Below are 14578 nucleotides of genomic sequence, written 5' to 3' on the forward strand. Positions count from 1 at the left end.
AGGCGGAAAGCACGAAGGCCGCGCCTCGCTCACGCGAGTCGCGGCCTTCGCACCAAAACGATGTGGGTGCCCCCAACGGGATTCGAACCCGTGCTACCGCCTTGAAAGGGCGGCGTCCTGGGCCACTAGACGATGAGGGCCGATGGCCCACCTGGGCGCCTTGCGGCGCTTTCGGGGACGCGAGAAGCATATGGGATGCCGTCGGGGTTCGCCAAAACTGTTTACGGACGGATCACGGAGCGGTCGGCGCCGGGGTCGCGCCGGGCCGGTTCTCGGCCGGGAGATGACGGCTGACCTCGGCCTTGGCCAGCCCGAGCCCGCCGAGATCTATCTCGTCCCAGGCCTGGAGCCGCCGCGTGTCCCGGTCCAGGTAGAGGACCGACGCCTGCACCGTGTCGGGCTCGGCGTCGTCCACCGCGCGCAGCCCGCTGCCGCCCGTCGAGCCCTCCGTCATCAGCCGGGTGCCGCCGGGCAGCACCTCCGTCCGGCGGTGGTGGACATGACCGGTGAGGGCGAGCGGGACCGTGCCGTCGGTCTCCTTGGCGGCCAGCGGATTGTGGGCGACGGCGATGTCCACGGGCGCGCCCGCCGCCTTCCGGGCCCGGATCGCGCCGGCCAGCGTCCGGCCCGCCCGGTGCTCGGCGGCGTCACCGGCCACGGCGGCTGAGCGGTCCGGGGTGAACTGCGGATCGCCGATGCCCGCGATCCGCAGGCCCGCGACGGTCACCGTCCGGCCGCCGTCCACGACGTGGACGCCCTTGCGGCCGGAGAGATGGCGCTGCGTCGTCGCCGAGTCGTGATTGCCGCGTACCCACACATAGGGGGCGCCGAGGTCGGAGACCGGTTCGAGGAAGCCGTTCTCGGCGGCGGTGCCGTGGTCCATCGTGTCGCCTGTGTCGATGATCACGTCGATCTTGTACTGCTCGACCAGCGACTGGACGATGTGCCAGGCGGCCGGGTTGAGGTGGATGTCCGATACGTGCAGGACGCGCATCGTCGTCGGGTCGGGCCGGTAGGCGGGCAGGGTCGAAGTCGCGTCGTACAGCCGCGTGACATTGGTCACCAGCCGGGCCAGCTCCCGCTGGTACACGTCGAAGTCGGTGACGATGCTGCGCGCGTTGCCGACCACCGAGGGGGCGCTGGAGAGCAGCCCCGAATAGCGCGGCTCCAGCACCGACTTCGGGTTCCAGGTCGCGTACGCGGCGCCGCCGGACGCGGCCAGCAGCCCGAGCGCGAGGCCGCCCGCGGCCAGCGCCCGGCGCGGGCGGCGGTAGACCGCCAGGCTCAGCGCAGTGGCGCCGAAGACGACGGCCGCGCAGGAGCGCGCCGCGAGGTCCCGGGTGCCGCGGACGACATCGCCCGCCACCTCGTCCTGGAGCCCGGACAGCCGCTCGGGGTGGTCGACCAGCGCCGCGGACCGGATGGGGTCGAGCCGGTCCACGTCGACGTCGAGGCGGAGCGGGGCGTGGTGGCTGCGGAGTTCGAGGGCGCCGAGCGGGGAGACGTTGATCTTCGTGCCGCCGGTGAGGGACGGCCTGAGCGCCATCCGGGTGTCCATCGGCCCCACCGAGGCGTGGACGCTCCCGACGACCAGCAGCCCCATCCACGCCCCGAGGACGGTCACCGCGGCGAGACCGGCGGCGCGGAGCACCGGCCGCGGCCGCTCGGTGGCGGCGGCGAGGGGGAGCGGGTCGCGGTCGCGGGCGCGGGCCATTGGTCCCGTATGCCCGGGCGCCGGACCCGCATGCGCTGCCGCGCGGGCGGTCGTTTCCGGGCGTACGGGCGGTCGTTTCCGGGCGCGGACCGTCCCGTTCCGGCCGCGGCTGTCCGACAATGGCCACGTGCTGGAGATGACGCGCGAGGAGTTCGAGGAACTGGTCGCCGAGGCGCTGGACCGGATCCCGCCGGAGCTGACGCGGCTGATGGACAACGTCGCGGTGTTCGTGGAGGACGAGCCGCCGTCCCACGACCCCGAGCTGCTGGGGCTCTACGAGGGGACGCCGCTCACCGACCGCGGCGAGTGGTACGCGGGCGTCCTGCCCGACCGGATCACGATCTACCGGGGGCCGACGCTGCGAATGAGCGAGACCCGGGAGGACGTGGTCCAGGAGACCGAGGTGACCGTGGTCCACGAGATCGCCCACCACTTCGGCATCGACGACGAACGGCTGCACGCCCTCGGCTACGGGTGATCCGCTACGGGTGATCCGCGCCCAGGGGTGTGACCGACTCCTGCGGACGGGTTACGCCGCACGCGTGTCCTAAGGGGGGCGGGGCCAGTTGGGTACTGCGTCACAGCCCTGCGGCCTGGAGGTGGCCCGCGCATGTCTGGAACCCCCGCTCCTCGCACCGACCGTTCCCCCCGGACCGACGCGCCCCGCGCCTCGCGAGCGCCCCGCGTCTCGGCGCGGAGCGCCGTGGTGGTGACCCTGGTGGCCGGGGCCCTGGCCCTGGGCGGCTGCATGAGCATCTCCGACGACCCCGGGAAGCCGGACAAGCACCGCGGCGGCTCCGGCAAGCGCGGCGGGGCGGACGAGCCCGGCGGCGGCGTGGTGGTGCGTACGGACGGCCGGGGGCATACGTACACGGTGGCGCCGCGGGACGCCAAGGGGCACAAGCGCAAGGGCGGCGAGCACCGTTCGCCGACGGCGTCCGCCGCCGCGGAGCCCGGGGCCGAGCCCTCGCCGTCGGCCGGGAAGCACGGCTCCCAGGCGCACCGTCCGGCCCCCTCCCCGCCGCCGGAGCCGGGTGAGCCCGCGCCCTCCGAGGCCGCCCCTGAGCCGCGTCCGTCGAGCCAGGCGCCGAGCGCGCCCGACCCCAAGCCCACCCCCTCGGAGCCGGAGTCCCCGCCCACCTCGGCGCCCGCCGAGCCCGCGGGATAGCAGGCGTAGCACGGGTGAACATGCGGCGTGTCGCGCGGTGTGACGCGGGGCACGCGGGGCAGGGATGGTGGGTTGGGGAAGCGAATTTGCTCTTGGGGGGTGGAGGTGCGTATGGTGGTAGATCGTTTGATCCCATTTGCCCGGCGCCTCATCGAAGTGCGCCGCGAGGCGCGTTCCTTGCCATCCCGTGGCTGACCGCATAGAGGCGGTCTTTTGCGACACCACACGGAGTTTGGGCGCGTGCCGAGACTCCGGAAGGTTTCGCATTTCGCATGTCCGTTTCCACTGACCACGCCGTCATGCCCGCCATCGACGAGCAGGGCGTCCACGGCGAGCAGTCCCACCCGGTCGAGCAGTCCGTGCCGGCCGAGCAGTCCGTAGCTGCCGAGCAGCCCGGCCAGGCCGAGCAGTCCGCACCGGCCGAGCAGTCCGCACCGGCCGAGCAGGCCGAGCAGCCCGGGCAATCCGAGCGCGCCGAATCCACCACCGCTCCCGAGACCTCCAAGGGCACCGACATCACCTTCGCCGACCTCGGCCTCCCCGAGCAGATCGTCCGCAAGCTCGCGCAGAACGGCGTCACCACGCCCTTCCCGATCCAGGCCGCGACCATCCCCGACGCCATGGCCGGGAAGGACATCCTCGGCCGCGGCCGCACCGGCTCCGGCAAGACCCTCTCGTTCGGTCTTCCGCTGCTGACCACGCTGGCCGGTGGCCACACCGAGAAGAAGCGCCCCCGGGGTCTCATCCTGACCCCGACCCGCGAGCTGGCGATGCAGGTGAGCGACGCGCTCCAGCCGTACGGCGACGTCCTCGGCCTCAAGCTCAAGGTGGTCTGCGGCGGCACCTCGATGGGCAATCAGATCTACGCGCTGGAGCGGGGCGTGGACATCCTGGTCGCCACCCCGGGCCGGCTGCGCGACATCATCGAGCGCGGCGCGGCGTCCCTCGACAAGGTCCAGATCGCCGTCCTCGACGAGGCCGACCAGATGGCCGACATGGGCTTCCTGCCCGAGGTCACCGAGATCCTGGACCTGGTGCCGAGCGGCGGCCAGCGGCTGCTGTTCTCCGCGACGCTGGAGAACGAGATCGACACCCTGGTCAAGCGCTACCTGGTCGACCCGGTCACCCACGAGGTCGACCCGTCCCAGGGCGCCGTCTCGACCATGACCCACCACGTGCTCGTGGTGAAGCCCAAGGACAAGGCCCCGGTCACCGCCGCCATCGCGGCGCGCAAGGGCCGCACCATCATCTTCGTCCGCACCCAGCTGGGCGCCGACCGGGTCGCCGAGCAGCTGTGCGACGCGGGCGTGCGCGCCGACGCGCTGCACGGCGGCATGACGCAGGGCGCCCGCACCCGGACCCTGGCCGACTTCAAGGACGGGTACGTCAACGTGCTCGTCGCCACCGACGTCGCCGCCCGCGGCATCCACGTCGACGGCATCGACCTGGTGCTCAACGTGGACCCGGCCGGTGACCACAAGGACTACCTGCACCGCTCCGGCCGTACGGCGCGGGCGGGCCAGAGCGGCACCGTCGTGTCGCTGGCCCTGCCGCACCAGCGGCGGCAGATCTTCCGGCTGATGGAGGACGCGGGCGTCGACGCCTCCCGTCACATCGTCGGCGGAGCGGGCGCCTTCGACGAGGACGTGGCGCAGATCACCGGCGCCCGCTCGCTCACCGAGGTGCAGGCGGAGGCGGCCGCGAACGCCGCCAAGCAGGCCGAGCGCGACGCGCAGGACCTCACCCGGCAGCTGGAGAAGGCCCAGCGGCGCGCGACCGAGCTGCGCGAGGAGGCCGACCGGCTGGCGGCCCGCGCGGCCCGCGAGCGCGGCGAGACTTTCACCCCGGGTGCCGAGTCCACGGCCGGTGCCGAGGCGGCCGGTGCGACGGCGGGCGAGACCGCCGAGGGCGCCGTTCCGTTCGTGCCCGCGCAGCGCGCGGCCGAGCCCGCGGCCCCGGCCGGTGACCGCCGGGACGAGCGGGGCAACTTCGAGCGCCGCGACCGTCGGGACAATGACCGCGGTGGCCGTTCGTTCGAGCGCCGTGACGACCGTGGTGGCTTCAACCGGGACCGTCGTGACGACCGTCCGTCGGGTGGCCGGGACCGCCGGGACGACCGGGGTGGCTTCAACCGGGACCGTCGGGACAACGACCGCGGTGGCCGTTCGTTCGAGCGCCGCGATGACCGCGGTGGGTTCAACCGGGACCGCCGTGACGACCGTCCGTCGGGTGGCCGGGACCGCCGGGATGACCGGGGTGGCTTCAACCGGGACCGTCGGGACAACGACCGCGGTGGCCGTTCGTTCGAGCGCCGCGACGACCGCGGTGGCTTCAACCGCGACCGCCGTGACGGTGACCGTGGCGGCCGCTCCTTCGAGCGCCGCGACCACAACCACCGCGGCGGGGACCGCCCCTTCAACCGCGACCGCCGCGACGACCGTCCGGCGCGCCGTGACGACCACCGCGGCGGCAACACCGGCGGCCGCTCCCACGACCGCCGCGCCGACAAGCCGCGCTGGAAGCGCAACGGCTGACCGACGCCGCTGAGGGCCGTGCAACCCCCCGCGGTTGCACGGCCTTTCGACCCGGGGGGATATTGTCTCGGGGCGGACCCCGTGGCCGGGCTATGCTGCGGGGGTGCGGGTCATTAGCTCAATTGGCAGAGCAGTGGACTTTTAATCCATTGGTTCAGGGTTCGAGCCCCTGATGACCCACGCAAGAAACCGCAGGCAGCATCGCTGACCTGCGGTTTCGTCGTTTTCCAGGGGGACGGGACCGCCCTGTGCGCGGCCGATCGGCGGTCACACGGTCGGCGCCCGAGCGGATGCCGAACATCTCCTCGCCGCACAGGCTGAAGCCTGCTGCTCCCAAGGGAGCTCCCCAGGAAACGCGTAAGGAGACCCTCGTGCGACTCGTGACTACCATCCGCGGAACCCTCCCCGTCATGGTGCTGGCGCTCTTGACGTGGGGTGCTTCCGCGCCGGCGTCGGCCGAGGGAGGGCGCACCAGGGCGGGCGGCGGCGACGCGCCCCAAGCCACGGTGCCCTGCGGGAACGCGGCCGCCCTGGTCACCGCGGTGGGCCAGGTGGCGGCCTCGGGCGGTACGGTCCAGCTGGCCACCGGGTGCGTGTACACCCTCACCTCGGTGGCGGCGACGGGTACCAACGGCCCGGACGGGCTCCCGATCATCACCGGGAACGTGACCATCACCGGCACCGGAGCGACCATCGTACGCAGCGCCTCGGCCCCGGACTTCCGCATCGCGGAGGTCGCACCGGGCGGCCGGCTCACCGTCAGCGGGGTGACCCTCTCGGGCGGCAGGGCGGTGGACGGGGGCGGAATCCTCGACGCGGGCTCCCTGACCCTCCAGCAGAGCGCGGTCAACGCGAACACCGCGAGCGGCATCGGCGGCGGCGTCCAGGTCGCCCCGGGCGCCACGGCCACGTTCTCCCTGAGCACCTTCTCGGGCAACACCGCCAACGACGGCGGCGGCGTGCACGTCGGTACGGGGGCCACGCTGAACGTCAACAGCGGCACGTTCTCGAACAACACCGGCGACAGCACCGGCGGCGCCATCGCGAACTTCGGGAAAACCACCCTGAGCGCCGTGACGCTCGACACCAACCACACCAACAATTTCGAGGGCGGCGGTATCTGGACGTCCATCGGAAATATGACCTTCAACGGCGGACGCATCATCGGAAATACGGCAGGGAGCGACGGCGCCGGTATCGCGAACTTCGGCAGCGCGCTGAAATTGCAGTCCACCGTGGTGTCCGGAAACGTCGCCACCCTGAATGGCGGCGGAGTCTTCAGTCACGCCGGCAGTACGGAAATCACCGGTACCAACATCATCGGCAATACGGCCAATGGCGGCCAGGGCGGCGGCATCTTTTCCGACGGCGGTTCGGTGTCGCTGTTGTCGACGTATGTGTTCGGCAACAACCCCAACAACTGCGTCCCGGCGCTCGCGGGCTGTTCCGGATGACCTGCCCCGCACGCGGTCGCGGCCCTGGAAGCGAATTCCGCTTCCAGGGCCGCGTCGGTGCGCTGAAACTCAGTGGTGGCTGTGCGCCTTCTTCTTGGCGTGCTTCTTCTTGGCCTTCTTTTCCTTCTTCACGGACTTCTGGGCCTTTTCCTTCTTCTCCACCGTCTTGACGACGACCGGCGGCGGGTCGGAGAGCGCGATGTTGGTGCAGTGCGGGGCCAGGTCGATCTCGTCGGTCGGAGCCAGCGCGGCGGCGGTGGTGATCGGGCCGGTGGCGGTGTCGCAGTCGTTGCCCTGGTAGGCCGCACCGCCGTTGGTGAAGTTGACACAGTCGGCGGCGACATCCAGCGCTCCCGAGGGGGAGGTCACGGCGCCGGTGATGATGGCGCTGGTCGCGGTGTCACACGAGTTCGCCTGAGCGACGCCGCTGCCGCCGCCGGTCAGGCCGCCGAGGCCGTAGGCGCTCGCGCCACCCGCGGTGCCGATGACCATGGCCCCGGCCGCGGCCGTCATGAGAGCTGCCTTCTTGCCGATCTTCATTGCTTGGTGCCTCCGTAGGTGATTCTCCGCGATATTCCGCAGACACCCAATCAACGAAGGCGAAGAGCAGAGGATCCGGTATCGCGGAGAGCTTCACCCGTCCGCCGCAGTTTGGATATCTTCACCTCTTGTCGCCGTATAAAAATGCGCGACCCCCGTGAAAATGTTCCGGGGGTCGCGCGAATGTCCGGGAGAGAGTTTCTCATCCCGCCCCGAGGTGGCCGACGAGATCGAGGACGAGAAATCAGCCGTCGACTACTGCGGCGTTCCGCTGCCCTGGCCCTCTCCGCTCCCGGCCATGTTGAGGCAGTTGGTCTCGTTGGTGACCTCGGTACCGGGGCCGATCGTGATGGGGCCGAGCACGGAGGTCGAACGGCAGTCGTTGGACTGCTTCGTCACCTCGCCCGACTCGCTGACGTTGATGCAGTTGGTCCTGTTGGTGACCTCGGAACCGGGCGTCAGGGCGATCGTGACGGGCCCGACCACGGAATTCGTCCGACAGCGGTTCTTCTGCTCCGAGACCCCGGACTCGCTGTAGTTGACGCAATTGGTCTCGTTGGTGATGTCCTCACCGCCGCCGGTGATCTCGATGGTGCCGATGAGGGAGTTGGAGTCACAACGGTTCTGCTGCACTCCTCCGCCCAGCGGGAGGGTCGACGGCCCGGTGCCGCTCTCGGCGGCGTCGGCGGCGCCCGCGCCGCCGATGACCAGTGCGCCCATCGTCGCTACGAGAAGCGCCGTCCTTTTTCCCATGTGCATCTAAGAGCCTCCAAGTGATTTTTCCCCGATATCAGCGAACACCCGATGAACGACACCGACCAGCCGAGGCTCCCCGGAACGCCGTCGCCGTACCCGAATGGCGCAGTAAACACATCGTTGGGGCGGCGGCCATTGCGGCATTCACGCGGCGGCGGCCCTGGAAGAGTGCTTCCAGGGCCGCCGTTTCTACGGGAACACCGTGAGGTGTTCAGTGCCGCGGCAACGTCACGGGGTGACCGCGATGTTGGTGCAGTGGGCGCCGAGGTTGATGTCGCCGGTGGGCGCCAGGGCGGGCGCCGTGGTGATCGGGCCGGTGGCGGTGCTGCAGTCGTTGCCCTGGTAGGCCGTAGCACCGGAGTTGGTGAAGTTGACGCAGTCGGCGCCGACGTTGAGGTCACCCGACGGCGCGGTCACGGCGCCGGTGATGATGGCGCCGGTGGCGGTTTCGCAGTCGTTGCCCTGGTAGACCCCGCCGTAGGCGTGGGCACTCGCGGCGCCGGCGCCGACGATGACGAGAGCGCCGGCCGCTGCGGTCAGGAAGGCTGCCTTCTTGCCGATGTTCACTTAATCCTCCGTGTGGTTATTCCGCGGATTCACGGACGCTGGACTCAACGAAGGCATTCAGGAAAGGCATTGGGCCGGGACTTCGATTCACTCGTCTGGCATATCGCCTCCCTGAAAATCCTGAAAAGCGATACCTGCCTCATGGTCGGTCCGGTGATCGGCCCGGTGCCGGTCCGATGCCGTGCCGGTGGCGGCCAGGTTTCCGGAATATGACATTCCGAGTTGTTCGACCTGTCGAACAAGTGATACATCCTGGCTCCACGACGCAGGAGTGAGTGAGGCGCAAGTCCGACCGGCTGCTTCGCGGAACCACGGGCGCGGCGCGTGTTCACGTCGCTACGCTAAGTGTGCGAGGGAGTCACCCGGGGGCGGGAGGAGAGACGTGGGGCACTCAGGAGCGGGGGGAACCCCCGCCGAGCTGATGGACGGGCTGCTGGCCCGTGCGCAGAACGGCTTCGAGATCGGTGAGGCGGTGCTGAGCCGGGCGCGGAGCGCCCTGATGCACCAGTCCGAGCTGCGTTCCTGCCGGCAGTGCAATGAGCCGTCAGGTCCGCGTGGCTACACGACGTACCGGCATGTCTTCCTGCTGCCCGACGGCAGCAGCCTGCTGCTGTGGGAGTTGGAGCACAACACCGGCCCGGACGACCACCCGCTGTTCGAGCTGTACGCGGACGAGGACGCCCTGGCGCTCGCCGAGCGCCGCGTCCACCGGTGCATCGGCGGCTCCCGCTGGGAAGAGCTGGACGGGTTACCGCTGTGGCTGCCGGACCAGCTGTTCCGGGCCGCCGAGCCCCCGGGCGTCCAGCGGGCGTACGTGGCCGACGACTCGGCCGACCACGCCCGCCGCGTCCTGCGCCGCGCGGAGAACCCGGACCGGCCGGGGGAGGAGACCGAGCGGCTGCTGGCGACCGCGTTCGCCCATGACATCGCCCTCGCCCCCAAGCCGCGCCGCCGCTCCGGCGGCCCCGACGCCACCTGGTGCCGCTTCTACGAGCACGCCTTCCTGCTCGCGGGCGGGGACGAGATCGTGCTGTGGGAGCTGGAGCACAACCTGACCCGGGACGGGCGACTGGTGTGCGAGGTGTACCTCGACGAGGTCTCGGCGGAGCTGGCGGCCGACCGCCACGCCCGCGCCCTCGGCGTCGACCTCTGAGGGCCGTGTCGATCCCTGAGAACACCGACTTCGGAATGATCCGACAGTGGGCCCATCGGGTGAAGTACGTGCGCGCCTCCCCGATGTCGCGGATTTCCTTTCGTTGAATCGCAATGTGTGGTTTTCCGCGGATTCGGCTCTTCTGGAGGAAATCTCGTGAACATCGGAAAGAAGCTTGCTGTCCTGACCGTGGCGGCAGGCACTCTGGTCCTGGGGAGTGCGGGTGCGGCGTCCGCCGCCCACCACGGCGGCGGGGGCTTCGACCCCTTCGGGACGATCCAGGTCAACAACTGTGAAACGGCCACCGCCCCGATCGTCAACACGGCTGTGGGCGCCACCACGGGTGACATCGGCATCAGCCCCAACTGCGTCAACTACACCTACGGCACCTCGGCCTACCAGGAAAACAACTGCGGCACGGCTACCGGCCTCATCACCAACATCGGCGGCCTCGCCAGCTCGGGTGACATCAACGCGGGCGGCAGCTGCAGCAACGTCGCCCTCGGCAACGGCGGTGGCTACGGCCGCGGCTGACGCCCACCGAGCCCCGGCGAACGCCACCGGCTCACCCTGCGGCCCCGGATGCCTGCCATCCGGGGCCGCTCGGCGTTTTCGGACGCACCTTGACGCACCTTGACGCACGCGCTGATGCATCTTGACGCACACTGACGCACCCACATGGCCGCCACCGGCTCGCACCCCGCCCCCGCAGCCGGAAGCCTGAGGGCGGGGTCACGAACGGGGTCACGAACCAGGGAAAGCGAGACAGGCCGGTGGCGCGGGTGCGAGGGAGCAGGGCGCGTACGGGCGTCCGCGCGCCCGCCCGTACGCCCGCCGCCGAGCCCCCGGGAGCGGGCGCCAGGCTCTTCACGGCCGAGGAGGCCGCCCAGGTCTCGTCGGGGCGCCGGCTGGCCCGCTGGACCCCCGCCGTCCTGCTGCTCGGCGGCGTCGCCTTCGACCTCGCCGCCCCGGCCCCGTACACCGCCTCCCCCTTCTTCGCCGCGGCCCCGCTGGTCGCCGCCTCCCTCTTCCCGCTGCGGCCGACCATCGTCACGACCGTCCTCGCCCTCATCGCCGTATGCCTGCTGGCGGAGCTGCACGGGGTGAAGGACCCGACGCAGGCCGCGACCGAGATCGCCACGGTGGCCACCGTCGCCCTCCTCGCGCTCGTGATCAACCGCGTCGTCCGCCGCAGCGACCGGCGGCTGGCCTCGGCGCGCGGCATCGCGGAGGCGGCGCAGCGGGCCGTGCTGCCCGTACCGCCCGCCCGCATCGCCGGACTGGACGTCGCGGCGCGCTACGTGGCGGCCGATCGGTACGCGGCGATCGGCGGCGACCTGTACGCGGTGCAGGACACCCCGCACGGCGTGCGGCTGCTCGTCGGGGACGTCCGCGGCAAGGGGCTCCAGGCCGTGGAGGTCGTCGCGGTCCTCATCGGCGCGTTCCGGGAGGCGGCGGAGCAGGAGTCGACGCTGGAGGGGCTCGCGGGGCGGCTGGAGCGGGCGCTGCGACGGGAGGGCGCGCGGCGGGCCGAGCTGGAGGCGTTCGAGGGGTTCACCACCGCCGTCCTCGGCGAGATCCCGCGCGGCGACTCCACCCTCCGCCTCATCAACCGCGGTCATCCCCCGCCACTGCTGCTGCCGGGCGACGGCGGCGTACGGCCCCTGGAACCCGCGGCGGCCGCGCTGCCGCTGGGGATGGGCGAACTGGGTGCGTGGCCCGACCGGGTGACGGAGCTGCGGTTTCCCGAGGACGCGACCCTGCTGCTGTTCACGGACGGGGTGACCGAGGCGCGCGACCGGCACGGCACGTTCTACGTCCCGGAGGAACGGCTGCGCGGCCGCCGCTTCACCGGTCCTGGCGCGCTGCTCGACGCGCTGGTGGCGGACATCGCCCTGCATACGGGCGGGGAGGGTTCGGACGACATGGCGCTGCTCGCGGTCCATCGCCCGCCAGGACCGAACGGAACCACGCCCCCCGCTCCGGACACGGACCGTAGTCGACCGTGACGGCCACGCATAACGATTGACGCACGATCAGCTCCTGGGAGGTTTTTACCAACCCTTTTCAAGCGAGGGGAAACGTCCCCATCTGTCCTTCCTTGGTTACTAAGTTCATGCCAAAGCTGCGCGGATTCTTCAGAAGAGCTTGGAATCATGTCGCGCTCTCTATTAACGTTCGATAACGCAGCGCGGTCGACACAGTCGTCGCAGTGGCGGCACCGTGCGCCGTCGCCTAATCCCGTACGTGGCGCGACATCCGCGGCACCGAGGGAGCCGGGGAACCACCATCTTGGGGTGAATCGGGTCGAACCTGACCCGTAGGAGACCTTCCTGCTCCGAACCCGTCAGCTAACCCGGTCGGCGAGAGGGAAGGAAAGGAGTGCGCCCCGGTGGCGTCCAACAGGTCCGTACTGGACGAAGCCCCGTATCGCTCATCGAGCACCGGCATCGGCACCGCGACCGCGTACGGGGTCGGCTTCGACGCCGGCGCCCGGCCCGCGGTCGGCCTCGGCGCCGAACCGGATGAGCCGTCCGGTGCCAAGGAAACCGTCTGGGACGAATGGAACCCCACCGAGGAGTCCATCGCCCCGCTCCGCGGCAGGCACCGCGTCGGCAAGCAGCGCGGCGGGACCATGGCCCGCAGCGGCGCCGTCCTCGGCGTCGGCGTCATCGCGGCGGTCGGCGCGGGCGGCATGGCGAGCGCCAAGGACCGTCCGGCGGTCCCGATCTCCATGCCGGACCTCGCCCACGTCGCCGACAAGGTCCAGGCCCAGCTGCCCGCCGCCAAGGACCTGCCCGGCATCGGCTCCCTGATGGGGGACGACCAGGACTCCTCGCAGCCCGCCGCGGCCACCCTCACCACCAGCGCCACCGACTCCGGCGAGGCGCTGCGCACCCGCATCCTGCGGCAGGCCGAGGGCCAGCAGACCGCGGCGGACGACGACAGACGCGAGGCGGCGTCCAGGGCCGCCGCCAAGGCCGCCGCCGACGACGCGGCCAAGGCCGCCGCGAAGGCCCGCGACCTGGCGGACCAGAAGAAGGCCGAGGCCGCGGCCAAGAAGAAGGCCGCCGAGGCGAAGGCGAAGGCCGAGGCGGAGGCCGAGAAGAAGCAAGCCGCGGCCAAGGCCGCCGCCGAGCGCGCCGCCAAGGCCGCCACCAGCGGGTTCGTCCTCCCCGTCGCCTCGTACACCCTGACCGCGGGCTTCGGCCAGGCCGGCGACCTGTGGTCCGCCGACCACACCGGCCAGGACTTCGCCGCCCCGACCGGCACTCCGGTCAAGGCGCTGAGCGGCGGCACCATCACCCAGGCGGGCTGGGCCGGTTCGTACGGCTACCGCATCGTGCTCAAGCTCAACGACGGCACCGAGATCTGGTACTGCCACCTCTCGTCCATGGTCGTAACCTCGGGCAAGGTGTCCTCGGGCGAGACCATCGGCCGCGTCGGAGCCACCGGCAACGTCACCGGCCCCCACCTCCACCTGGAGGTCCGGCCGGGCGGCGGCTCCCCGATCGACCCGATGCCCTGGCTGCGCGACCACGGGCTGAACCCGTGACCCCCTGATCCGGCCGCCGCTCCCGGCGGCCCCTCGCTCCGGCGGCTCTGGCGCTCTCTCCCCCCTTGACGCCAGGGCCGCCGGTTCGTTTCCCGCGGGTTCCGCCGGGCTCTGACGGAATAACCCCCTCCGCCTGCCACGTTGTCAAAACATATGACTGAGACCCGAAAGAACATCGGCAAGCTGTCCGTCTTCCCGCTCTCCCTTGGCGGCAACGTCTTCGGCTGGACGGCCGACGAGGCCGAGTCCTTCGAGGTGCTCGACGCGTACGTGGCGGCGGGCGGCAACTTCATCGACACCGCCGACGTCTATTCCGCCTGGGCACCCGGCAACAAGGGCGGCGAGTCCGAGACCGTCCTCGGCAAGTGGTTCGCCTCCCGCGGCAACCGCGACGACATCGTCCTCGCCACCAAGGTCGGCGCGGGCCACCCGGAGCCCCGCGGACTCTCCTCCTCCGCCATCAAGTCCGGCCTGGACGAATCCCTCCAGCGCCTGGGCACCGACTACGTCGACCTCTACTACACCCACTTCGACGACCCGTCGGTGCCGGTCGAGGAGATCATCTCCACCCTCGACGAGCTGGTGAAGGCGGGCAAGATCCGCGAGATCGCCGCCTCCAACATCTCCGCCGAGCGCCTCGACGCCTCCCTCGCCTTCTCCGCGCAGGAGAACCTGGCCCGCTACGTCGCCCTCCAGCCCCACTACAACCTGGTCTCCCGCGACACCTTCGAAGGCGACCTGGCCGATGTCGCAGCCCGCCACGGCCTGGCGACGCTCCCGTACTACGCCCTCGCGTCCGGCTTCCTCACCGGCAAGTACCGCCCCGGCACCACGGTCGACAGCGCCCGCTCCACGGGCGCCGCAAAGCACCTGGAGACGGAGCGCGGCCAGAAGGTCCTCGCCGCCCTCGACGACGTGGCCGCCAACCACGACGCCGACCACGCCACCGTCGCCCTGGCCTGGCTCGCCGCCCAGCCGACCGTCGTCGCCCCCGTAGCCAGCGCCCGCGTCCCGGCCCAGCTCCCGTCCCTGCTGGCCTCGGCCGACCTCCACCTCACCGAGCCCGAGCTGAACCTCCTCACCTCAGCCTCGGCCTGACCCCCACCATCGGCGGGCGGGCCTGGTCGCGGCCTCGT

General features: G+C 71.2%; 13 protein-coding genes, 2 tRNA genes and 1 riboswitch. Of the genes, 10 read left to right on the forward strand and 5 right to left on the reverse strand.

The features are described from left to right. Positions 1 to 67: 67 nt before the first annotated feature. Positions 68 to 140, reverse strand: a tRNA-Glu gene (locus tag ACH4TL_RS17470). Positions 141 to 232: 92 nt separating this feature from the next. Beyond that, on the reverse strand, positions 233 to 1714 hold the full coding sequence (locus tag ACH4TL_RS17475; protein WP_398314834.1) for a metallophosphoesterase: 1482 nt from the start codon (positions 1712 to 1714) through the stop codon (positions 233 to 235). A gap of 127 nt (positions 1715 to 1841) precedes the next feature. On the opposite strand from ACH4TL_RS17475, the gene ACH4TL_RS17480 reads away from it, so the two are divergent. From ACH4TL_RS17480 to ACH4TL_RS17500, 5 genes are all read left to right on the forward strand, one after another. After that, positions 1842 to 2192 carry a metallopeptidase family protein gene (locus tag ACH4TL_RS17480; protein ID WP_398314836.1) on the forward strand — a complete coding sequence of 117 codons (351 nt, stop codon included), beginning with the start codon at positions 1842 to 1844 and terminating at the stop codon, positions 2190 to 2192. A gap of 132 nt (positions 2193 to 2324) precedes the next feature. Continuing rightward, complete coding sequence (locus ACH4TL_RS17485; protein ID WP_398314838.1) at positions 2325 to 2882, forward strand: hypothetical protein; 558 nt, start codon at positions 2325 to 2327, stop codon at positions 2880 to 2882. Positions 2883 to 3154: 272 nt separating this feature from the next. Further along, positions 3155 to 5416 (forward strand): DEAD/DEAH box helicase, encoded by a 2262-nt coding sequence (locus tag ACH4TL_RS17490; RefSeq protein ID WP_398314840.1) that lies wholly within the window; start codon positions 3155 to 3157, stop codon positions 5414 to 5416. A gap of 107 nt (positions 5417 to 5523) precedes the next feature. Further along, positions 5524 to 5596, forward strand: a tRNA-Lys gene (locus ACH4TL_RS17495). A 191-nt stretch (positions 5597 to 5787) separates the two neighbouring features. Next, complete coding sequence (locus ACH4TL_RS17500) at positions 5788 to 6870, forward strand: right-handed parallel beta-helix repeat-containing protein (protein WP_398314842.1); 1083 nt, start codon at positions 5788 to 5790, stop codon at positions 6868 to 6870. 69 nt (positions 6871 to 6939) lie between these two features. Here ACH4TL_RS17500 and ACH4TL_RS17505 read toward each other — a convergent pair whose 3' ends face one another. From ACH4TL_RS17505 to ACH4TL_RS17515, 3 genes are all read right to left on the reverse strand, one after another. Then, a complete protein-coding gene (locus ACH4TL_RS17505) occupies positions 6940 to 7410 on the reverse strand; it encodes a hypothetical protein (protein WP_398314844.1) in 471 nt (156 codons plus the stop codon). Between the two features lie 255 nt (positions 7411 to 7665). Then, positions 7666 to 8130 (reverse strand): hypothetical protein, encoded by a 465-nt coding sequence (locus ACH4TL_RS17510; protein ID WP_398314846.1) that lies wholly within the window; start codon positions 8128 to 8130, stop codon positions 7666 to 7668. A gap of 264 nt (positions 8131 to 8394) precedes the next feature. Further along, positions 8395 to 8733 (reverse strand): hypothetical protein, encoded by a 339-nt coding sequence (locus ACH4TL_RS17515; protein WP_398314848.1) that lies wholly within the window; start codon positions 8731 to 8733, stop codon positions 8395 to 8397. A 382-nt stretch (positions 8734 to 9115) separates the two neighbouring features. On the opposite strand from ACH4TL_RS17515, the gene ACH4TL_RS17520 reads away from it, so the two are divergent. From ACH4TL_RS17520 to ACH4TL_RS17540, 5 genes are all read left to right on the forward strand, one after another. Then, positions 9116 to 9886, forward strand: a complete 771-nt coding sequence (locus tag ACH4TL_RS17520; protein ID WP_398314849.1) for a DUF6227 family protein — start codon at positions 9116 to 9118, stop codon at positions 9884 to 9886. A gap of 156 nt (positions 9887 to 10042) precedes the next feature. Next, positions 10043 to 10420: a hypothetical protein gene (locus tag ACH4TL_RS17525; RefSeq protein ID WP_398314851.1), complete on the forward strand. Its 378-nt coding sequence runs from the start codon at positions 10043 to 10045 to the stop codon at positions 10418 to 10420. A 248-nt stretch (positions 10421 to 10668) separates the two neighbouring features. Beyond that, positions 10669 to 11895 (forward strand): PP2C family protein-serine/threonine phosphatase, encoded by a 1227-nt coding sequence (locus ACH4TL_RS17530; RefSeq protein ID WP_398314853.1) that lies wholly within the window; start codon positions 10669 to 10671, stop codon positions 11893 to 11895. Between the two features lie 213 nt (positions 11896 to 12108). Beyond that, positions 12109 to 12267, forward strand: a riboswitch (cyclic di-AMP (ydaO/yuaA leader). An 11-nt stretch (positions 12268 to 12278) separates the two neighbouring features. Beyond that, positions 12279 to 13442 carry a M23 family metallopeptidase gene (locus tag ACH4TL_RS17535; RefSeq protein ID WP_398314855.1) on the forward strand — a complete coding sequence of 388 codons (1164 nt, stop codon included), beginning with the start codon at positions 12279 to 12281 and terminating at the stop codon, positions 13440 to 13442. Between the two features lie 153 nt (positions 13443 to 13595). Further along, the gene (locus ACH4TL_RS17540; RefSeq protein WP_398314857.1) at positions 13596 to 14540 is read left to right on the forward strand and encodes an aldo/keto reductase; all 945 of its coding nucleotides are present in this window, start codon (positions 13596 to 13598) and stop codon (positions 14538 to 14540) included. Positions 14541 to 14578 lie beyond the last annotated feature (38 nt).

Source organism: Streptomyces sp. NPDC021115 (assembly GCF_044333065.1).
Taxonomy (GTDB): domain Bacteria; phylum Actinomycetota; class Actinomycetes; order Streptomycetales; family Streptomycetaceae; genus Streptomyces.